General features: G+C 65.1%; 15 protein-coding genes, 1 rRNA gene and 1 pseudogene (1 of these 17 only partly in view). 7 read left to right on the forward strand and 10 right to left on the reverse strand.

Annotation, left to right across the window (positions count from 1 at the left end):
* A 16S ribosomal RNA gene (locus ACZ899_RS12910) occupies positions 1 to 678 on the reverse strand (it extends 859 nt beyond the left edge of the window).
* Between the two features lie 459 nt (positions 679 to 1,137).
* Between ACZ899_RS12910 and ACZ899_RS12915 the strand changes: the two genes are divergently transcribed.
* Positions 1,138 to 2,013 carry a formate/nitrite transporter family protein gene (locus ACZ899_RS12915; RefSeq protein ID WP_234562516.1) on the forward strand — a complete coding sequence of 292 codons (876 nt, stop codon included), beginning with the start codon at positions 1,138 to 1,140 and terminating at the stop codon, positions 2,011 to 2,013.
* On the opposite strand, the pseudogene ACZ899_RS12920 reads toward ACZ899_RS12915, so the two are convergent.
* A pseudogene (locus ACZ899_RS12920) lies at positions 2,010 to 3,105 on the reverse strand (MBL fold metallo-hydrolase). The gene ACZ899_RS12915 and the pseudogene ACZ899_RS12920 overlap by 4 nt on opposite strands.
* 125 nt (positions 3,106 to 3,230) lie before the next feature.
* On the opposite strand from ACZ899_RS12920, the gene ACZ899_RS12925 reads away from it, so the two are divergent.
* Both ACZ899_RS12925 and ACZ899_RS12930 read left to right on the forward strand, forming a co-directional pair.
* Positions 3,231 to 4,307, forward strand: a complete 1,077-nt coding sequence (locus ACZ899_RS12925; protein ID WP_234562514.1) for a diguanylate cyclase — start codon at positions 3,231 to 3,233, stop codon at positions 4,305 to 4,307.
* 51 nt (positions 4,308 to 4,358) lie between these two features.
* Positions 4,359 to 6,944, forward strand: a complete 2,586-nt coding sequence (locus tag ACZ899_RS12930) for a bifunctional diguanylate cyclase/phosphodiesterase (RefSeq protein WP_234562513.1) — start codon at positions 4,359 to 4,361, stop codon at positions 6,942 to 6,944.
* Between the two features lie 214 nt (positions 6,945 to 7,158).
* Here ACZ899_RS12930 and ACZ899_RS12935 read toward each other — a convergent pair whose 3' ends face one another.
* Together ACZ899_RS12935 and ACZ899_RS12940 are read right to left on the reverse strand one after the other, a co-directional pair.
* Complete coding sequence (locus tag ACZ899_RS12935; RefSeq protein ID WP_234562512.1) at positions 7,159 to 7,479, reverse strand: DUF2025 family protein; 321 nt, start codon at positions 7,477 to 7,479, stop codon at positions 7,159 to 7,161.
* Between the two features lie 124 nt (positions 7,480 to 7,603).
* A complete protein-coding gene (locus tag ACZ899_RS12940; RefSeq protein WP_234562511.1) occupies positions 7,604 to 8,524 on the reverse strand; it encodes a LysR family transcriptional regulator in 921 nt (306 codons plus the stop codon).
* 115 nt (positions 8,525 to 8,639) lie between these two features.
* Here ACZ899_RS12940 and ACZ899_RS12945 point away from each other — a divergent pair, with 115 nt between their 5' ends.
* Positions 8,640 to 9,398, forward strand: a complete 759-nt coding sequence (locus ACZ899_RS12945) for an SDR family NAD(P)-dependent oxidoreductase (protein ID WP_234562510.1) — start codon at positions 8,640 to 8,642, stop codon at positions 9,396 to 9,398.
* Positions 9,399 to 9,568: 170 nt separating this feature from the next.
* On the opposite strand, the gene ACZ899_RS12950 is transcribed toward ACZ899_RS12945, so the two are convergent.
* Positions 9,569 to 10,348 (reverse strand): LysR family transcriptional regulator, encoded by a 780-nt coding sequence (locus tag ACZ899_RS12950; RefSeq protein WP_203647727.1) that lies wholly within the window; start codon positions 10,346 to 10,348, stop codon positions 9,569 to 9,571.
* Positions 10,349 to 10,449: 101 nt separating this feature from the next.
* On the opposite strand from ACZ899_RS12950, the gene ACZ899_RS12955 reads away from it, so the two are divergent.
* On the forward strand, positions 10,450 to 11,178 hold the full coding sequence (locus ACZ899_RS12955; RefSeq protein WP_203647728.1) for an SDR family oxidoreductase: 729 nt from the start codon (positions 10,450 to 10,452) through the stop codon (positions 11,176 to 11,178).
* 129 nt (positions 11,179 to 11,307) lie between these two features.
* Here ACZ899_RS12955 and ccoM read toward each other — a convergent pair whose 3' ends face one another.
* The 4 genes from ccoM to ACZ899_RS12975 all read right to left on the reverse strand — a co-directional run bounded on the left by ccoM (position 11,308) and on the right by ACZ899_RS12975 (position 13,058).
* Positions 11,308 to 11,424, reverse strand: a complete 117-nt coding sequence (gene ccoM / locus ACZ899_RS12960) for a cytochrome c oxidase subunit CcoM (protein ID WP_023629476.1) — start codon at positions 11,422 to 11,424, stop codon at positions 11,308 to 11,310.
* A 136-nt stretch (positions 11,425 to 11,560) separates the two neighbouring features.
* A complete protein-coding gene (locus ACZ899_RS12965) occupies positions 11,561 to 11,722 on the reverse strand; it encodes a hypothetical protein (protein ID WP_096048546.1) in 162 nt (53 codons plus the stop codon).
* Between the two features lie 201 nt (positions 11,723 to 11,923).
* A complete protein-coding gene (locus ACZ899_RS12970) occupies positions 11,924 to 12,250 on the reverse strand; it encodes an aspartate-semialdehyde dehydrogenase (protein WP_110739592.1) in 327 nt (108 codons plus the stop codon).
* Positions 12,251 to 12,362: 112 nt separating this feature from the next.
* Positions 12,363 to 13,058 (reverse strand): M949_RS01915 family surface polysaccharide biosynthesis protein, encoded by a 696-nt coding sequence (locus ACZ899_RS12975; RefSeq protein ID WP_062573086.1) that lies wholly within the window; start codon positions 13,056 to 13,058, stop codon positions 12,363 to 12,365.
* A 127-nt stretch (positions 13,059 to 13,185) separates the two neighbouring features.
* Between ACZ899_RS12975 and rapA the strand changes: the two genes are divergently transcribed.
* Positions 13,186 to 16,032, forward strand: coding sequence for an RNA polymerase-associated protein RapA (rapA, locus tag ACZ899_RS12980; protein ID WP_234562509.1), 2,847 nt, complete (start codon positions 13,186 to 13,188; stop codon positions 16,030 to 16,032).
* A gap of 315 nt (positions 16,033 to 16,347) precedes the next feature.
* Complete coding sequence (locus tag ACZ899_RS12985) at positions 16,348 to 18,612, forward strand: putative bifunctional diguanylate cyclase/phosphodiesterase (protein ID WP_234562508.1); 2,265 nt, start codon at positions 16,348 to 16,350, stop codon at positions 18,610 to 18,612.
* Here the strand turns inward: ACZ899_RS12985 and ACZ899_RS12990 are convergent.
* The gene (locus ACZ899_RS12990) at positions 18,512 to 19,399 is read right to left on the reverse strand and encodes an NAD(P)-dependent oxidoreductase (RefSeq protein WP_234562507.1); all 888 of its coding nucleotides are present in this window, start codon (positions 19,397 to 19,399) and stop codon (positions 18,512 to 18,514) included. The two genes, ACZ899_RS12985 and ACZ899_RS12990, sit on opposite strands and share 101 nt — an antisense overlap.
* Between the last annotated feature and the right edge of the window lie 134 nt (positions 19,400 to 19,533).

Raw genomic sequence — 19,533 nt, forward strand, 5'->3', positions numbered from 1 at the left:
ACAGGAAATTCCACCACCCTCTACCGTACTCTAGCTTGCCAGTTTTGGATGCAGTTCCCAGGTTGAGCCCGGGGCTTTCACATCCAACTTAACAAACCACCTACGCGCGCTTTACGCCCAGTAATTCCGATTAACGCTTGCACCCTCTGTATTACCGCGGCTGCTGGCACAGAGTTAGCCGGTGCTTATTCTGTCGGTAACGTCAAAATTGCACGGTATTAACGTACAACCCTTCCTCCCAACTTAAAGTGCTTTACAATCCGAAGACCTTCTTCACACACGCGGCATGGCTGGATCAGGCTTTCGCCCATTGTCCAATATTCCCCACTGCTGCCTCCCGTAGGAGTCTGGACCGTGTCTCAGTTCCAGTGTGACTGATCATCCTCTCAGACCAGTTACGGATCGTCGCCTAGGTGAGCCATTACCTCACCTACTAGCTAATCCGACCTAGGCTCATCTGATAGCGCAAGGCCCGAAGGTCCCCTGCTTTCTCCCGTAGGACGTATGCGGTATTAGCGTTCCTTTCGAAACGTTGTCCCCCACTACCAGGCAGATTCCTAGGCATTACTCACCCGTCCGCCGCTGAATCAAGGAGCAAGCTCCCGTCATCCGCTCGACTTGCATGTGTTAGGCCTGCCGCCAGCGTTCAATCTGAGCCATGATCAAACTCTTCAGTTCAATACTGCTTGGGTTTTTAAGAAACCCTAAACTTGGCTCAGCAATCTCAAATGACTATGTGATTTCTCGCATGGCCACTTGTGATGCTGATAATCTTGGCGACTATCAGTCCATACTCACAAGCACCCACACGAATTGCTTGATTCAATTTGTTAAAGAGCGATTGGTTAAGAGCTTTTCATCTCAACCGAGGCGCGCATTCTACGCTTTCCTCTTTTGCTGTCAAGCGTTGTTTTGAAGTTTTTTTCGAAGCTGCTTTCTGCAAAACACCTTCAACCTCAACAACTTACCGCTTGCCTCGTGGCGTTCAACGCTGCGAGGAGGGCGAATAATACGCGGTTTGATTTCAGAGTCAACACCTTGATCTGAAAAAACTTTCGATCGCCATCCGGCGGCCGCTCGGCAACTATTCGGCGCGGTTGCCGCTCTGTAGAGAAACACGCAAGCGGAGCGGCTGCCATGAGCGATGCACAGAGCGAGAAGACCCCGGGGCTGTCGCCGGACGAAGAGCAGGAAGTCAGCCATAACCAGCCGCCCCGGGCGGCGGTGCTGCACGAGATCATCCGCGCCCAGGGCGACCAGGAGTTGGAGCGCACCCTCGCCGCCCTGTGGTGGTCGGCGCTGGCGGCCGGCCTGACCATGGGCCTGTCATTGATGGCCATGGGGCTGTTCTATGCTCGCCTGCCCGAGGGCGACAGCGCCCAGGTAGTCGCCAGCCTGGGCTACAGCGCAGGCTTTCTGGCAGTGATCCTCGCCCGCCAGCAACTGTTCACCGAGAACACCCTGACCGCCGTGCTGCCGTTGATGACCACCCCCACCCTCATCAACCTGTGCCGCCTGCTGCGCCTGTGGACCATCGTCCTGCTCGGCAACCTGGCCGGCACCCTGCTGGTGGCCTGGGTAATGCTCGAACTGCCGATCTTCGACAGCAAGACCGACATCGCCTTCCTGGATGTGGGCCGCAAGGTGATGGAGAACGGTATCGGCCAGATGTTCGCCAAGGGCATCGTCTCGGGCTGGATGATCGCCACCATGGTCTGGATGATCCCGTCCATGGAGCACGCCAAGATCTGGATCATCCTGATGATCACCTACCTGATGGCCCTGGGCGACTTCACTCATATAGTAGTGGGCTCGGTCGAGGTGTCCTATCTGGTCTGGGCCGGCGAGCAGAGCTGGAGCGCCTTCTGGCTCGACTTTGCCCTGCCCACCCTGGCCGGCAACATCATTGGCGGCAGTTTCATCTTCGCCTTGATCAGCCACGCCCAGGTGCGCAGCGACAGCGGCAAGCCGCCCTCGAAACTGTTGAAGGACGACAAGCAGGTCAAGGACTAGCGCGCTGCCACCGCCCGCTCGGATGACCTGCCCCGCTGCGGCAATGGCCGCGGCCGCCACCAGTTCTGCCCCGGATGCGGCGAGTCAAGGCTGACCCGCTCGCCCATCTGCGGCGTACTCAGTTGCACCTGGGCGGCATTGGCCAGCGCCAGGATGCGCTCGAAGGGTTCCTGCCAGCTGTGGATCGACAGGTCGAAGGTACCGTTGTGAATCGGCAGCAGCCAACGGCCTTTCAGATCCCGGTGCGCCTGCAGGGTCTGCTCCGGCTGCATGTGCACATTGGGCCAGGCAACGTTGTAGGCGCCGGTCTCCATCAAGGTCAGGTCGAACGGCCCGTAGCGCTCGCCGATCTCGCGAAAACCGGCGAAGTAACCGGTGTCGCCGCTGAAGAACAGCCGCAGCCCTTCGTCGATCATCACCCAGGACGCCCACAGCCTGCGGTTACTGTCGAACAACCCGCGCCCAGAGAAGTGCTGTGCCGGCGTGGCGGCGAAGCGCACGCCTTCGATTTCGGTTTCCTGCCACCAGTCCAGCTGCCGCACCTTGGCCGGCGGCACGCCCCACTCGATGAGCAGGTCGCCCACCCCCAGCGGTGCGAGAAAATGCTCGGTGCGTGGCGCCAGCCGGCGGATGGCCTGCTCGTCGAGGTGGTCGAAATGGTCATGGGACAGGATCACCGCGGTCAGCGGCGGCAGGTCGTCGAGCGCCAACGGTGGCGCATGGAAGCGCAACGGCCCGGCCCACTGTACCGGCGAGGCGCGCTCGGCGAACACCGGGTCGGTAATGAAGAAGCGCCCGCGCAGCTTGAGCAGTACGGTGGAGTGGCCGAGGCGCCACAGACTGTGATCCGGCGCGTCGGCCACCTGCTGGCGGGTCATCGGCTGCAGGCTCAGCGCCGCATCTGGCCGGGTGTGCGGCGGCTTGCGCAACAGCAGGTACTTGACGCCGATGCGCAGCTTCTTGAGCACGCCATCCCGGGGCAGCTCGACCCTGGTTGTGAAAGCGTCCGTCCCGGTGCGGTGCCGGCTCGCCGGCGGGGGTAGCCATGGGGACCATGAGCAGCAGCACTCCGCATAAGAGGAAAGCCTTCATATTACTCCACAGGGTCGGATCAACCGTGAAATGGCTTGTAAGGTCATTTTTCGCCGATGAACGATTGTTCAACAATATTCACACGACTTATGCGATAAACGGCGCCCCACAGAAGAACGACAACCATGATCGACAACCGCAGCGGCAAGGGGCTCTCTTTCGTCAGGCGCATCTACCTGCCGCGCATCATCGGCCTGGGGATCGGCCTGTTCAGCGTGATGGCCGCCATCGCCCCGCTGAACCCGCCGCAGTGGGCCTGGGCCCTGCTGCTGTTCAACGGCTTGCTCTGGCCTCATGTGGCCTATCAGTGGGCTCGGCGCTCGGCCACGCCCTACCAGGCCGAACAGCGCAACATCCTGCTGGACTCGCTGATGGGCGGGTTCTGGACCGCGGCGATGCATTTCAACCCGCTGCCCACCGTGACCATCCTGTCGATGATGACCATGAACAACGTCGCCGCCGGTGGCAAACGGGTGCTGCTGCGCGGCCTGCTGGCCCAGCTGGGCGGCATGCTGCTGGCCAGCGCCCTGCTCGGCACCGGCCTGCAGCTCCAGGCCACGCAGTTGCAGGTGCTCGCCTGCCTGCCGATGCTCACCTTCTACCCCCTGGCCCTGGGCTGGGTGTGCTACCAGCTGGCGATCAAGCTGGCCGAGCACAAGCGCCGCCTCAGCGCCCTGAGCCGCACCGACAGCCTCACCGGCCTGCTCAACCATGGCTCATGGAAAGACCTGCTGCTGCTCAAGTTCCAGATCTGCCAGCAACAACAGCTGCCGGCGGTCATCGCCCTGATCGACATCGACCACTTCAAGACCATCAACGACACCTACGGCCATGTGGTCGGCGACTGCGTGCTGCGCCAGCTCAGCCAGGAACTGCGGCGCAGCCTGCGCGAGGACGACCTGGCCGGGCGCTACGGCGGCGACGAGTTCTGTGTGATCCTCCCCGGCGCCCAGGAGGCCCAGGCCTGCCAGGCCATGGAACGCCTGCGCGAGCGCGTCGGCGCCTACCGCAACCCGCAACTGCCGGACCTGCGCATCAGCCTGAGCATCGGCCTGGCGGACTTCCGCGCCACCCTCGCCTCGCCCGAGCATTGGCTGGAACAGGCCGACAAGGCCCTGTACGCCGCCAAGCACCAGGGCCGCGACCAGGTCAATTTCGCCCGCGGCGAGGCCGCCATGCTCAAGCTGGCCTATCCTGACTGAACCTTCGCCCAGGCCGCGGGCGCAGACAGCAGTTGAAGGAGTCGCCCGTACATGGACAGGAACGTCGACCTTTCATCCTCCAGCCCCACCTCGCGCCTGCAGGTGCGACGCCTGGTCGGCGGCTTCTGCGCGCTGTTCGGGCTTGCCTGCGTGTTCACCCTGGTGGCGCTGTTCAACATCGCCGCCACGCTGGACCGCCAGGCGCAGGAGCAGAGTACCTTCCAGGCTACCCAGGCGCTGGAGCAGCGGCTGGTGGCCTCGCGGCAGTTCCTCTCCAGCTACGCCGTCTGGGACGTCGCCTATGAACATCTGGTCGGCAAGGTCGACTGGCAGTGGGCCTATGACGAGAAGAACGTCGGCGAGTCGCTGTACAGCGCCAGCGGCTACGAAGGCGTGTTCGTGGTCGAGGATGGCCGCACCACCTACGCCCTGTTCAAGGGCAAGCCCACCGACTCGCCGGCCAGCGCCCATATCGACAGCCCCTTGGCGGCGCTCATCGACGCGGCGCGCAAGGCGGCCCCCGCCCGCGAGCAGGTGACCCACTTCGTGCGTTTCAACGGCTGGCCCGCAGTGCTCAGCGCGGCGGCGGTGCGCCCGGATAAAGAGGTGAGCGAGGCGGATGTGCGCCAGGCGCCGGTGATGGTGTTCGTCGACCAGCTGACCGAGGCCAAGCTCGCCGTGCTGGGCAAGGGCGCTGGCCTGACCGGCATGCGCCTGGAGAAGAACGGCTCTGCCCAGGCCGGACAACCGTATATAGCCCTGGGCGAAACCGGCTATCACCTGGCCTGGAACACGCCGCTGCCGGGCCGCCAACTGCTCCACGCCTTCCTGCCACCGCTGCTGGCGGTGCTGCTGGTGCTCGGCCTGGTGCTGCTCTACCTGTTTCGCCATGCCCTGCGCAGCTCCCGCGCCATCGACGACAGCCTGCTGCGCCTGCAGCAGAGCAACCGTGCCCTGGAGGCGAGCGAACAGCGCTTTCGCGCGGTAGCCGAGGCCGCGTCCGACTGGATCTGGGAAACCGACCGCCAGCACCGCCTGACCTACCTGTCGCAGCGCTTCGTCAGCGTCACCGGTTACCGGCTAGAGGACTGGATAGGCCAGCCGCTCAACCAATTGCTGGCCTGCGACACTACACCGCTTTTGCCTTGGCTCGACAGCCAGGCCGACGAAAACCCGCAGCAACTGGCCAACCTGCGCTGCAACTACGATGACGCCAGCGGGCAAAACCGTTACTGCCGCGTATCGGCGCGCTCGATCATCTACGAGGGCAAGCTCGCCGGCTTTCGCGGTACCGCCAGCGACATCACCGACGAGGTCGCCGCCCATGCCCGCATCCAGCACCTGTCGATGCACGATGCCCTGACTGGCCTGGCCAACCGCAACAAGTTGTCGCGCCACCTTGAGCAGGCACTGTTGCGCGGCAGCGATTCACCGCCGCTGACCTTGCTGCTGCTCGACCTGGACAGCTTCAAGCCGATCAACGATTCCCTCGGCCACCCGGCCGGCGACGCGGTACTGCAGGAGGTGGCCGGCCGCCTGCGCGACACCACCCGCGACAACGACCTGGTAGCCCGCCTGGGCGGCGACGAGTTCGTCCTGGTGCTGCATGGCCTGGACAACCGCAGCGAGATCGACCGCTTCTGCGCCCGCCTGCTCGACCTGCTGCAGCAACCCATCGCCTACGAGGAACACCAGTTGCACATCGGCGCCAGCATCGGCATCGCCCAGACCCGGGCCCAGGGCTACGATGCCGGCGAGCTGATCCGCTGCGCCGACATCGCCTTGTACCAGGCCAAGGCCGACGGCAAGAACACCTGGCGTTACTTCTCGCCGGAGATGAACCAGCAGATCCAGTACCGCCGGCAACTGGAAAACGACCTGCGTCGGGCGATCAAACAGCACGAGTTCGTCCTGCACTACCAGCCGCGCTACCGCCTGGACGACCTGAGCATCGTCTCGGTGGAGGCCTTGTTGCGCTGGCAGCATCCCGAGGAAGGCCTGCTCGGGCCGGACACCTTCATTCCCCTGGCCGAGCAGAGCGACCTGATCGTGCCTCTTGGTCGCTGGGTGCTGGCCGAGGCTTGCCGCAATGCCCGCGACTGGCCCGACGAACTGCTGGTCTCGGTCAACCTGTCGCCGGCGCAGTTCTCCCGCAGCGATGTGGTCGCTGATGTGCGCCAGGTGCTGCTGGACACCGGCTTCCCGGCCCAGCGCCTGGAACTGGAGATCACCGAGAACGTGATGCTCAACGACATCGAAGGCGCGTTGGGCACCATGCTCGCGCTCAAAGAGCTGGGCGTGCGCCTGAACATGGACGATTTCGGCACCGGGTACTCGTCGCTGGGTTACCTGCGCACCTACCCGTTTGACAGCATCAAGATCGACAAGCGCTTCATCGCCGGGCTCAGCAGCCAGAGCGGCAACGACCGTGCGGTGGTCCAGGCCATCATCAACCTGGGCAAGGCCATGGGGCTGACGGTCACCGCCGAGGGGGTGGAGACCGAGCAGCAGCTGCAGGCGCTGGACAAGGAGCAGTGCCATGAGGTCCAGGGCTACTACCTGAGCAAGCCGGTGGACCGGGCGGGGTTCGAGGCGCTGCTGGCGGGCCGGGAGGTGCGCCAGCAGGATGTGTCTTGAGTCCCTCGGGAGAGGGAGCTGTATCTCTGTGGGAGCGGTCTTGTCGGAACGCCGCACCGCCCGGATCACCGGCAAAGCCGGTGCCAAACATCGCATCGCGGGGCAAGCCCGCTCCCACGCAGGTGATGCTTAAAACTCTTTTTCCTGCGCGACAGCGCAGCCCGAAGGACTGGGCGGGTTCTACAGGGATTGCGTTTGCCCTTGGGAGACGCCTTCAGCGCAGGCTGCGTTCGGCCACGATCTCCGGCAGGTCGGTGCGCTGGAGGTAGATGCGCAGCGGCTCGCCGATGTTCAGCCGGTCGTCCACATGCTGCTCCAGCAACAAGGCCAGGCGCTCCCGGCACAATGCCATGCGCGTATCGGACTCGTGCCGCCAGACGAACTCGTTGCAGGGGGTAATGCTGTCGTCGGCGACATCCATGCCGAACGAATCTTCGGAAAACCGCACGATATGAATGCCGCGCTTGCCGTGGAAGCCGACAAAGCCCTTGAGCTGGTCGGCGGCGTTGCAGATGTCCTGGGAAGTGATGGCCATGGCGTAACCTCGCAAAATTCGGAAGTGACGCACGCAGGGAACGGTCACCTCTGACGGGCGACGCGCAGGTGCCAGCCTAACGCAACTGGCGGAACCTTCGCCACGCTTTCTCACCCTTCCCGTGTCAGCCGGTTGGCGCCGTCACCGGGTCGACCTGCGACGCCAGCAGCGCCGCCAGCCAGTTCATGAACGCCTGCACCCGGCGCGGCACATGGCGCTGCCGCGCATACAAAAGCGACACCGGCATGGCCCGCGCCTGCCAGGGTTCGAGCAGCGATACCAGTTCACCGTTGCGCAGGTGTTCATCGACGCCCACCGCCGGCACCTGGATCAGCCCGAGCCCGGCCAGGCAGGCGGCGGAGTAGGCTTCGGCATTGTTCACCGTGACCACGCCGGCCATGTCCTGAAAGCGCAGCTCGCCATCCTGCTCGTATTCGAACCCGGCGCTGCGGGCACCGAGGTTGCGCACATAGTGGACCAACCGATGGCCAGCCAGGTCCTGCAGGTTCTGCGGCACGCCGTACCGCTCGAGGTAGGCGGGGCTGGCGCAGTTGCGCATGCTCAGGCGCCCCACCGGACGGGCCACCACATCCAGGTCGCTGAGCGCGCCGATGCGCATCACGCAGTCGAAGCCTTCGCGCAGCAGGTCGACCTTGCGGTCGGTGCAACTGAGCTCCACCTCCAGACGCGGAAAACGCTCAAGGAACCCTGGCAGCGCCGGCACGATCAGCCGCCGCGCCATCATGGTCGGCAGGTCGATGCGCAAACGCCCGGCCAACTCGGCATCGTCGGCGCTGAACAGGCTTTCGATCTCGTCCATGCCCGACAGCAGGTCCTTGCTGCGCTCGTAGAGCAAGGCGCCGTCCTGGGTGGTCTGCACCCGTCGCGTGGTGCGGTTGAACAGGCGCGTGCCGAGCAACCGCTCCAGCGCCCGCACCTGCTCGGAGACGGTCGAGCGCGGCAAGCCCAGGCTTTCGCCGGCCAGGGTGAAACTGCTCAGTTCGCTGACCCTGACAAAGGTGCGCAACAGCTCCAGCTTGTTCATCACGGGCTCCGATTGTCCATTCTATACGAACAGTATTTCCGGAATCCGTGGATTTAACAGCCATCAACCGATCAATAACCTGTCATTCAACAGCCACCCCACCGAGGTAATCGACATGACTCGCAAGATCGCACTGATCACCGGCGCCAGCCGCGGCCTGGGCAAGAACACCGCCGAACACCTGGCCGCTCGCGGTATCGACATCATCGGCACCTATCACAGCAAGGCCGACGAGGCCCGCGCCGTGGCCGCCTCGCTGGAGCAGGCCGGCGTGCGCGCCGCCATGCTGCAACTGGATGTCAGCGACAGTGCCAGTTTCGCCGCCTTCGCCGAGCGCCTGGGCGACATCCTCGAACAGCAGTTCGGCCGCCGCCAGCTGGACTTCCTGGTGAACAACGCCGGCATCGGCCTGAACGCGCCGTTCAGCGAGACCAGCGAGGCGCAGTTCGACCAGTTGCTGAACATCCAGCTCAAAGGGCCGTTCTTCCTCACCCAGCGCCTGCTGCCGCTGCTGGCCGACGGCGGGCGAATCGTCAACATCTCCACCGGGCTGACCCGCTTCGCCCTGCCCGGCTACGCTGCCTATGCGGCCATGAAGGGCGCCATGGAGGTGCTGACCCGCTACCAGGCCAAGGAGCTGGGCGCGCGCGGCATCCGCGTGAACATTCTTGCGCCGGGCGCCATCGAGACCGACTTCGGCGGTGGCGTGGTGCGCGACAACCAGCAGGTCAATGACTACATCGCCGGCAACACGGCGCTGGGACGCGTCGGCCTGCCCGACGATATCGGTGCGGCCATCGCCCTGTTGCTGGAGGATGGCAATGGCTGGATCACGGGGCAGCGGCTGGAGGTGTCTGGGGGGATGTTTCTCTAGGCGCGCGTTGTCCAGTCGATGCGCAGTTCCTGTGTAGGAGCGGCCTTGTGCCGCGAAAGGGCTGCGCAGCAGCCCCGGGATTTCAGCGTTGATGCAAAGATTGCCGGGGCTGCTGCGCAGCCCTTTCGCGGCACAAGGCCGCTCCTACACGTAGAAACGCCTACCACCCTTCAAACGCGGCTCAGGGCCTGATGCAGCGCCGCCACGGCGGGCAGTGCCAAGGCCTCGTGGGACATGCACAGCCCGACCCGACGCCGCAGCGCCAGGCCACTGCCCGGCTGCCAGTAGACGCCCGGGCAACGCTCGACCAGCGACTGCGGCAACCAGGCCGCGCCTTGCCCGGCGGCGACCATGGCCAGGACCAGTTGCAACGAACCGGCCTGGCCGACCTGCTCGCCCCCGTCATACAAGCCCATCAGGCGTTGGTGCGAAGGGTGCTGCGGGCAGGTGACCCAGCGCCCGTCCGGCTGGCTGCCGGTGGCCATCACCCGCACGAACGCTTCCTCCCACAGCGCCAGGAACAGTTCATCCTCGCAACGCTGGGCCTCGTCGGCCAAGCGAGCGTCGCCGTCGCAGCCTTCCAGCAGGGTCAACTGCAAACCAGCCACCGCCTGGCTGGCCAGGCGCACGCAGGCCTCGACCTGAGCCGGCGCAATGTCCGCCTCGATGCCCAGCGCCAATGGCACCCGCTCCTGCCCCTGGCGAAACCTCAGGCGCAAGGCCTCGGCCTCGGCCACCATGCGGCAGGCCTGGGGATACAGCTCGCGGGCGTGTTCGCTGACTTCGACGCCGCGGGCCTGGCGCAGGAACAGTTCGGCGCCAAGGTCCTCTTCCAGCTGGCGAATGGTCACCGACAAGGTCGGCTGGGCCACGCACAAACGCTGGGCGGCTACAGTGATGTTGCGCGCTTCGAAGACCGCGATGAATGCCTTGAGATGACGGATATCCATAGATAGAACCGATGCCAGCCAGAGAAATAAGCCGTTTTTCATGGCCGCGAGCGCTATCTAGAATCCTGGCCATCGAAAGCGATTATGCCTTGGAGGCAACCATGAACAAACCCCTGATCATCGTCACTGGCGCCAGCTCCGGTATCGGCGCCGCCACCGCCCGGCGCTTTAGCGCCGCAGGGCATCCGCTGCTGCTGATCGCCCGGCGCCTGGAACGCCTCGAGGCGCTGGCGCTCCCCGATTGCCTGTGCCGCGCCGTGGATATCCGCGACCGGGCGGCGCTGGTCGCCGCCGTGGCCGAGGCCGAAGCGCTGTACGGCCCGGCCGATGCCCTGGTGAACAACGCAGGCGTGATGCTGCTGGGGCAGATGCACGAGCAGGATCCGGAGCAGTGGGAGCGCATGTTCGACATCAACGTCAAGGGCCTGCTCAACGGCGTGCATGCGCTGGTCAGCGGGATGATCGAGCGGCGCCACGGCACGCTGATCAACGTCAGCTCCGTGGCCGGGCGCAAGACCTTCCCCAACCATGTCGCCTACGTGGGCAGCAAGTTCGCCGTGCACGGGCTGTCGGAGAACCTGCGCGAGGAGCTGGCGCCGCACAATGTGCGGGTGGTGACCATCGCCCCGGGCGCGGTGGAGACCGAGTTGCTCGGGCACACCACCGACGAGGGCATCAAGCGCGACTACGAGGCGTGGAAGGCCAATGACATGGGTGGCGTGGTGCTGAGCGCCGAGGATGTGGCCGGGGCGATCGTCTGGGCCTACCAGCAGCCGCAGCAGGTGTGCATTCGCGAGATCGTGCTGGCGGCGACCGCCCAGCAGCCCTGAGATGGATGTATCCGGGGCGCGATGCGCCCCGTTCGTCGGCAGGCCCCACCCCGTGATGAAAATACAGGCAAAAAAAATGGGCGACCGAAGTCGCCCTAAATGCCTTGCGTGCTCGTGAATCGGGAAGGATCAGCGCTGATTGCGCTTTTTCGAGTCCTTCCAGATGAAAATGCCCAGACCGGCGAAGAACGCCAACATCAACCCGACCGTTACCACACCGGCGATAACCACGTTGTCGAAGAACATGTCGGCCCCTCCCTTGATGTGCCGTCATCCGATGGGTGCAAGGTAACCAATGCCGGGAGGGGGAAAATTGACCGGAGTCCAATGGCGCCCGAGGCCGGGCGCGCGAGGCGGGTGCAGGGTTGACCTGCATCAAGTTTCAGCGCTTCTTGGGTTTGCCCTTGGGCTTTTTCTTCTTGGCCTGGGCCAGCGGCATGGCCTGCTCGAAGGCCTGGCGCATGTCGTTCAGGCGCTTGTCGTTGAGGTCGTGGATGCGTTTGGCGCGTTCGGCACCGAAATCGATCAGGTTGTCTTGGCTCATGGTGGGCTCGACGGACAGCAGAGGCCTTCATGATGAAGGCAAGCGACAGTGCTGACTAGGGTCTGTACGAAATGTGTCTGCGCGAAGGCCAGACAAGGCGAAACGGGGGGAGGAAGCGGAGTGTACTGGAGTACATGAGCATTCCGAGCCCCGTTTCAACGCAGTATGGGCGAGTGCAGATACATTTCGTACAGAGCCTGGTCAGACTTCGATATCCACCAACAGCCCCTGGCGCGTGCGCTCGCCCATCGGCGCCACCGGCACGGTGTTGTCGGCGTTGAGCTCCTCGCCGGGCACGGCTTCGTAGCGGTCCCCTTCGGCCTGCTTGCGCCGTTGCTGCTGGCGGCGCTGCTCCTCGCGCAGCAGCAAGGTCTGCTCCTCGGGGTCGCGGTGGTGCTTGAGGTCGATGGTGCCGTCGCTGGAGGTCGGCTGCGCGGGTACCACCGGCGGGATGGTCGGCGGCGGCTTGACCGGATCCTGTTGCGAGGTCACGGGGGCGGCACTGAGCGGGATGATCGGCGGCAGCATGATGGGTCTCCTGTAGCCTTGTTATCGGCTGGTGGTGCGCCGCCTTGAATGCCCGCGGTCAAAGGTGTGCGGCGTATCACAAGGCCACACTGCGCTGGAGTATAGCGCGGGCTTACTCGGCTTCTTCGTCCGGGTCGTCGTCGGGCGCGGCGCTCGACTCGCTCCAGGGCCGCTTGTAGACCTGTTGCCAGACAGCATCCATGTGCTCGCGCACGACCTGCGGGGCGCTCTTGAGCGAGGCGCTGTCCTCGCGCTCGCCGCCGAACGCGTCTTCACCGGGCGGGCTGATCAGCGACTGGCCGGTGATGGTGTAGATCGCCTGGCCCTCACGCATCTCGATGGCGATGTCATGGGGGTCGATGCCGCCGCCGCAGAAAGCATGGCTTGCCACCGTCACTTCGGCGACACCGTCCTTGTTCAGGTCGCCGACATCGCTGACATCGGTATAGAAGTCGACGTCCAGGTCCAGCCCGGCGCAGGTGGTCTCCTGTTCGATCTGCCAGCGCGCCTTGAAGGCGTCACCACCGGCAGCGCGGCCATACAGTGTGGCCTTGAGCACCACCTTGTCGACTTCCTCCTCGGTATCGGGGTCGGTGGCCTGGCCATCGACCCGGCTCAGCACCAGCAGGCCTTCGCCCTCGCGGTCATGGAAGTGCACGCTCTTGATCGGCGTCTGCACACCGAGCACCTCCAGTTGCTCGACCGGAATCGGCGGCAGGACTTCGAAGCTCTTCTGTTCGCAGGCGGCCAGCAGCGCGAGGCTGCCCAGGCCCAGGGTGACGTTCAACCAGCGGTGCTTGGCAACCATGTTGGCGCGTGGCCCTCGTGACGGGACGGTGTTCGTCGATGAAAGCGCTAGACTCTTCACATTCATTGGTCTGGCGAAGCCGATCCGTTAACATAGTCGGCTTTTTCATCGCGGGAGTTTTGGCAGTATGGCGCAGCAGTATCAACCGGGGCAACGCTGGATCAGCGACAGCGAAGCCGAGCTCGGTCTTGGGACCATCCTGGCGCAGGATGGCCGCCTGTTGACCGTGCTCTACCCGGCCACGGGCGACACCCGCCAGTACTCGCTACGCAATGCGCCGCTGACCCGCGTGCGCTTCTCGCCCGGCGACCTGATCACCCACTTCGAAGGCTGGAAGCTGACCGTGCAGGAGGTCGAGGACATCGACGGCCTGATGGTCTACCACGGCATCGACGGCCAGAACCAGCCGCGCACCCTGCCCGAGACGCAGTTGTCGAACTTCATCCAGTTCCGCCTCGCCAGCGACCGCCTGTTCGCCGGGCAGATCGACCCGCTGTCGTGGTTCTCGCTGCGCTACAACACCCTGCAGCACACCAGCAAGCAGATGCTCTCGTCGCTGTGGGGCCTGGGCGGCGTGCGCGCCCAACCCATCGCCCACCAGTTGCACATCGCCCGTGAAGTGGCCGACCGCATCGCCCCACGGGTCCTGCTGGCCGACGAAGTGGGCCTGGGCAAGACCATCGAGGCGGGCCTTGTGATCCACCGCCAGCTGCTGTCCGGGCGCGCCAACCGCGTGCTGATCCTGGTGCCCGAGAACCTCCAGCACCAGTGGCTGGTGGAAATGCGCCGACGCTTCAACCTGCAGGTGGCGCTGTTCGACGCCGAGCGCTTCATCGAGAGCGACGCCAGCAACCCGTTCGAGGATGCCCAGCTGGCGCTGGTGGCCCTGGAATGGCTGGTCGAGGACGAGAAGGCCCAGGACGCGCTGTTCGCCGCAGGCTGGGACCTGATGGTGGTCGACGAGGCCCACCACCTGGTCTGGCACGAGGAGCAGGCCAGCGCCGAATATGCGCTGGTCGAGCAACTGGCCCAGGTCATCCCGGGCGTGCTGCTGCTCACCGCCACCCCGGAACAGCTCGGCCAGGACAGCCACTTCGCTCGCCTGCGCCTGCTCGACCCCAACCGTTTCCACGACCTGGCCGCCTTCCGCGCCGAGAGCGAGCACTATCGCCCGGTGGCCGAAGCCGTGCAGGAACTGCTCGACGAAGGCCGTCTGTCGCCGAAGGCCCACGCCACCATCCAGGGCTTCCTCGGCGCCGAAGGCGAGGCCCTGCTGGCCGCGGTCAGCGATGGCGACAGCCAGGCCAGTGCCCGCCTGATCCGCGAGCTGCTCGATCGCCACGGCACCGGCCGCGTGCTGTTCCGCAACACCCGCGCGGCGATCCAGGGCTTCCCCGAGCGCCAGCTGCACCCCTACCCGCTGGCCAACCCCGACGCCTACGCCGAGCTGCCCTCGGGCGAGCGCGCCGAGCTGTACCCGGAAGTGGCCTTCCAGGCCCAGGGCGAGAGCGGCGACGACGAGCGCTGGTGGCGTTTCGACCCACGGGTCGACTGGCTGATCGACACCCTGAAGATGCTCAAACGCACCAAGGTCCTGGTGATCTGCGCCCACGCCGAGACCGCCATGGACCTGGAAGACGCCCTGCGCGTGCGCTCCGGCATCCCGGCCACGGTGTTCCATGAAGGCATGAGCATCCTCGAGCGCGACCGCGCCGCCGCCTACTTCGCCGACGAGGAATTCGGCGCCCAGGTGCTGATCTGCTCCGAGATCGGCAGTGAGGGCCGCAACTTCCAGTTCGCCCATCACCTGGTGATGTTCGACCTGCCGGCCCACCCCGACCTGCTCGAGCAGCGCATCGGCCGTCTCGACCGGATCGGCCAGAAGCACACGATCCAGCTGCACATCCCGTACCTGCAGGACAGCCCGCAGGAGCGCCTGTTCCAGTGGTACCACGAAGGCCTCAACGCCTTCCTCAACACCTGCCCGACCGGCAACGCCCTGCAGCACCAGTTCGGCCCGCGTCTGCTGCCGCTGCTGGCCGACAGTGACGAGAAGAGCTGGGGCAAGCTGGTGGCCGAGGCCCGCGCCGAGCGCGAGCGCCTGGAAGCCGAGCTGCACACCGGCCGCGACCGCCTGCTGGAGCTCAACTCCGGGGGCGCCGGCGAAGGCCAGGCGCTGGTCGAGGCCATTCTCGAACAGGACGACCAGTTCGCCCTGCCGATCTACATGGAAACCCTGTTCGACGCCTTCGGCATCGACAGCGAGGACCATTCGGAAAACGCCCTGATCCTCAAGCCGAGCGAGAAGATGCTCGACGCCAGCTTCCCGCTGGGCGACGACGAAGGCGTAACCATCACCTACGACCGTGGCCAGGCGCTGTCACGCGAGGACATGCAGTTCCTGACCTGGGAACACCCGATGGTTCAGGGCGGCATGGACCTGGTGCTGTCCGGCTCGATGGGCAACACCGCGGTTGCGCTGATCAAGAACAAGGCGCTCAAGCCCGGTACCGTGCTGCTCGAACTGCTCTACGTCAGTGAAGTGGTCGCCCCGCGCAGCCTGCAGCTGGGCCGTTACCTGCCGCCGGCGGCGCTGCGTTGCCTGCTGGACACCAACGGCAACGACCTGGGCCCGCGTGTGGCGTTCGAAACCCTCAACGACCAGCTCGAAAGCGTGCCCAAGGCCAGCGCCAACAAGTTCGTCCAGGCCCAGCGCGACGTGCTGGCCAAGCGCATCGCCGCCGGCGAAGCCAAGGTCCTGCCGATCCACGACGAGCGCGTGGCCCAGGCCCGGCAGCGGCTTACCGCCGAGGCCGACGAGGAGTTGGCGCGCCTGACCGCGCTGAAGGCCGTGAACCCGAGCGTGCGTGACAGCGAGATCGATGCGCTGAGCAAGCAGCGCGAAGAAGGGCTGGCGGCGCTGGAAAAAGCGGCGCTGCGTCTCGAGGCAATCCGGGTGCTTGTCGCCGGTTGATCAGGACTCACGCATCCTCTGTAGGAGCGGCCTTGTGCCGCGAAAGGGCCGCAGCGCGGCCCCAGCTTTTTGGCAGTGTCGCTGAAATCGTGGGGCCGCTACGCGCCCCTTTCGCGGCACAAGGCCGCTTCTACAGGGATCGTGCGGGGCAGCGGTATCCGTTTAGACCATCCAGCTATTGCCTTCATATCCAAATGGTAGAAACCAAAGTGCCATTAATCAGGAAGGCTTAAGCACCCGTTCCTATACTCCAGCAGGAACAGTCTCCATCCGTGCTTTTTGGGGACGAGTGAAGACTCGACGAAGAGGCCTGCAATGGAGTGGCTGGGACTGCAATTGTTCGCCGAGCTGCCGGCGACCGGACAGATCATCCTCGACTGTCGACACAACCCCTTCCTGGTGCTGCTCGCCTTTATCGTGGCCAGCGCCGCCTGTTTCGCCACGCTGGACATGAGCGAAAGGCAAAGCCACTGCGATGACCGTTTCGCCCGCCGGCAATGGCGGGTGCTCGGCGCCTGCTGCCTGGCCGGCGGGATCTGGGCCATGCACTTCATCAGCATGCTGGCGTTCCAGGCGCCGCTGGAGATCCACTTCGACGCGCCATTGACCGGCCTGTCGCTGCTGGTGGCCCTGCTCGCCGCCTGGCTGGCGATGAACAGCCTCAACCGCAGCGAAATGCGCATGCGCCACTACCTGCAGACCGCGCTGTTCATCGGCCTGGGCATCAGCCTCATGCACTACACCGGCATGGCCGCCCTGCAGACCAGCGCCCAGCAGTACTACCAGACCGGCCTGCTGCTCGCCTCCATCGGCATCGCCGTACTCGTCAGCCTGCTGGCGCTGCTGATGGCCCGTTATTTCAACAAGGGCAGCGGCACCTTGCACCTGCTGCTCAAGTACGGCGCCAGCCTGTTGATGGCCGGCGGCATCGTGCTGACCCATTTCACCGGCATGGCTGCCATGACCCTGGTGATTCCTGGCGAAACCGCCCTGCGCCTGCCCTCGGCCGACAACAGTCTGCAACTGGCGCTGACCATCGCCGTCATCACCCTGCTGATCAGCGGCGGCAGCATCAGCGCGGCGCTGGCCGACAAGAAGCTGCAAAGCAAGGAACACGACCTGCGCCGGGTCAATGTGCTGCTCAGCCAGCTCGACCAGGCCCGTGCCTCACTGCAGCAGGCCGCCCACTACGACGCCCTGACCAACCTGGTCAACCGCCGCGGTTTCAACCAGGTGTTCGCCGAGCGCCTGGCCGAGCAGGCCGCCCATGAGGGCATGCTGGCGGTGATGTTCCTCGATATCGACCATTTCAAACGCATCAACGACAGCCTCGGGCATGCCGCCGGCGACGAGCTGCTCAAGGTCATCGCCGACCATATCAAGGCCGCCACCCGCGGCCAGGACCTGGTGGCGCGCTTCGGCGGCGACGAGTTCTGCATCGTCACCAGTCTCAACAGCCGCGACGAGGCCCGTCATCTGGCCCAGCGCATCATGCAACGAATGAAGGAGCCGATCGACCTGGCGGGCCGCCGCATGGTGATGACCACCAGCATCGGCATCAGCATCTTCCCCGACGATGGCCAGAGCACCGAGGAACTGCTGAAGAACGCCGACCTGGCGCTGTACCAGTCCAAGGGCTGCGGGCGCAACAGCCTGAACTTCTTCAACAACGGCCTGAAGACCCGCGCCACCCTGGAGCTGCAACTGGAAGAGGAACTGCGTGTGGCGCTGTTCGAGGAGCGCGGCCTGTGCGTGCACTACCAGCCGATCTTCGACCTGCGCAGCGGCCAGGTCGCCAAGCTCGAGGCCCTGGTGCGCTGGCAGCACCCGCAACACGGCTTGCTCAGCCCCGACCGCTTCATCTGCATCGCCGAGGCCAATGGCCTGATCGCCGAGCTGGACCTGTGGGTGCTGCGCCGGGCCTGCGAGGACCTGGCCCAGCTCAATCGCCATGGCTATGGCGAACTGAAGGTCACGGTGAACTGCTCGGCGCTCACCCTCGGCCGCGAGGAGCTGGCCACCGAAGTGGAGATGGCGCTGTTCCAGGCCGGCCTGGCGCCGCGCCAGCTGGAGCTGGAGGTCACCGAAAACGCGCTGATGGGCGACATTCACCACACCATCAGCCTGCTCAAGCGCATCCGCGCCCAGGGCGTGGCGCTGTCGATCGACGACTTCGGCACCGGCTATTCGTCACTGGCCTACCTCAAGCGCCTGCCGCTGGACGTGCTGAAGATCGACCGCTCGTTCATCCAGGACGTGCCGGGCAGCCAGAAGGACCGGGAGATCGTCCAGGCGATCATCATCATGGCCCACACCCTGCACCTGAAGGTGGTCACCGAAGGCGTCGAGACCGTCGAGCAGCATGAGTTCCTCGCCAGCCATGGCTGCGACTACCTGCAGGGCTACCTGCTCAGCCGGCCGGTGCCGCTGTCCGAGCTGCGGCCGATCCTCGAACGGCTCGACCGCCAGCCGGGCGACCTCAGTCCTTGTTGCGATACAGCGCTACCAGGGTCGCCGGATCTTTTTGCAGATAACCCTGGCTACCGTGCAGGCGCATCAATTGCGCGGCGAGGCCACTGAGCGGCGTCGCCGAGCCCTGCTCGCGGGAGAATTTCACCGCGGTGTCAAGGTCCTTGAGCAAGGTACGCACATGCCACTTGACCGGCTCGAAGCGGCTCTCGGCCATCTGCGGGGCAAGGATCTGCAGCGGCCTGGAGTCGGCAAAACCTCCGGCCAGCGCCTCGGCGATCAGCCGCGCATCGACCCCTGACTGCTCGGCCAGCGCCACTACCTCGGCGATTACCAATGCATTGCAGGCCACGATCATCTGGTTGCACGCCTTGGTCACCTGGCCGGCGCCCACCGCGCCCATGTGCGTGACCCGCTGGCCCAGGGTCAGCAGCACCGGCCGCGCCCGCTCGAGATCATCCGCCTCGCCACCGACCATGATCGCCAGGGTGCCGGCCTCGGCCCCCGGCGTGCCACCGGACACCGGCGCATCGAGCCAGGCCATGCCGCACAGGGCGGCCAGCTCGGCGGCCATCTCCCGAGTGGCGGTTGGCTCAAGGCTGGAGAAGTCCACCAGCAACTGACCGTTGCGCCCGCCCTGGGCCACGCCCTGCTCGCCGAACACCACCTCGCGCACCACCGCCGTGTCGGCCAGGCACAGCAGCACCATGTCCGTCGCCTGGCACAGCTCGGCGGGGCTGGCGGCCAGTCGCGCACCGGCGGCGACCAGCTCGGCGCATTTGTCCGGGCTGCGGTTCCACACGGTCAGCGGATACCCGGCGGCCAGCAGCCGACGGCACATCGGCAGGCCCATCAGGCCGATCCCGGCAAACCCCAGCGAAGGCAATGCAGTACTCATGAGCAACTCCAGATTAAAGAAGCGTGACAAACGGACGATGCAATGCGGGTGCGAAGGGAAAAACCTTAGTCCGACTAAGGAAACCCCCTATCGCATAAGAAAAAGACGCACTGATAAAGTCGCGAAATTTCTCC

It is taken from the genome of Pseudomonas sp. TE31087, from assembly GCF_057284075.1.

Coding starts and splice junctions, on each gene's coding strand:
- ACZ899_RS12915 (WP_234562516.1), top strand. CDS start 1,138: ATGAGCGATGCACAGAGCGAGAAGACCCCGGGGCTGTCGCCGGACGAA.
- ACZ899_RS12925 (WP_234562514.1), top strand. CDS start 3,231: ATGATCGACAACCGCAGCGGCAAGGGGCTCTCTTTCGTCAGGCGCATC.
- ACZ899_RS12930 (WP_234562513.1), top strand. CDS start 4,359: ATGGACAGGAACGTCGACCTTTCATCCTCCAGCCCCACCTCGCGCCTG.
- ACZ899_RS12935 (WP_234562512.1), bottom strand. CDS start 7,479: ATGGCCATCACTTCCCAGGACATCTGCAACGCCGCCGACCAGCTCAAG.
- ACZ899_RS12940 (WP_234562511.1), bottom strand. CDS start 8,524: ATGAACAAGCTGGAGCTGTTGCGCACCTTTGTCAGGGTCAGCGAACTG.
- ACZ899_RS12945 (WP_234562510.1), top strand. CDS start 8,640: ATGACTCGCAAGATCGCACTGATCACCGGCGCCAGCCGCGGCCTGGGC.
- ACZ899_RS12950 (WP_203647727.1), bottom strand. CDS start 10,348: ATGGATATCCGTCATCTCAAGGCATTCATCGCGGTCTTCGAAGCGCGC.
- ACZ899_RS12955 (WP_203647728.1), top strand. CDS start 10,450: ATGAACAAACCCCTGATCATCGTCACTGGCGCCAGCTCCGGTATCGGC.
- ccoM (WP_023629476.1), bottom strand. CDS start 11,424: ATGTTCTTCGACAACGTGGTTATCGCCGGTGTGGTAACGGTCGGGTTG.
- ACZ899_RS12965 (WP_096048546.1), bottom strand. CDS start 11,722: ATGAGCCAAGACAACCTGATCGATTTCGGTGCCGAACGCGCCAAACGC.
- ACZ899_RS12970 (WP_110739592.1), bottom strand. CDS start 12,250: ATGCTGCCGCCGATCATCCCGCTCAGTGCCGCCCCCGTGACCTCGCAA.
- ACZ899_RS12975 (WP_062573086.1), bottom strand. CDS start 13,058: ATGGTTGCCAAGCACCGCTGGTTGAACGTCACCCTGGGCCTGGGCAGC.
- rapA (WP_234562509.1), top strand. CDS start 13,186: ATGGCGCAGCAGTATCAACCGGGGCAACGCTGGATCAGCGACAGCGAA.
- ACZ899_RS12985 (WP_234562508.1), top strand. CDS start 16,348: ATGGAGTGGCTGGGACTGCAATTGTTCGCCGAGCTGCCGGCGACCGGA.
- ACZ899_RS12990 (WP_234562507.1), bottom strand. CDS start 19,399: ATGAGTACTGCATTGCCTTCGCTGGGGTTTGCCGGGATCGGCCTGATG.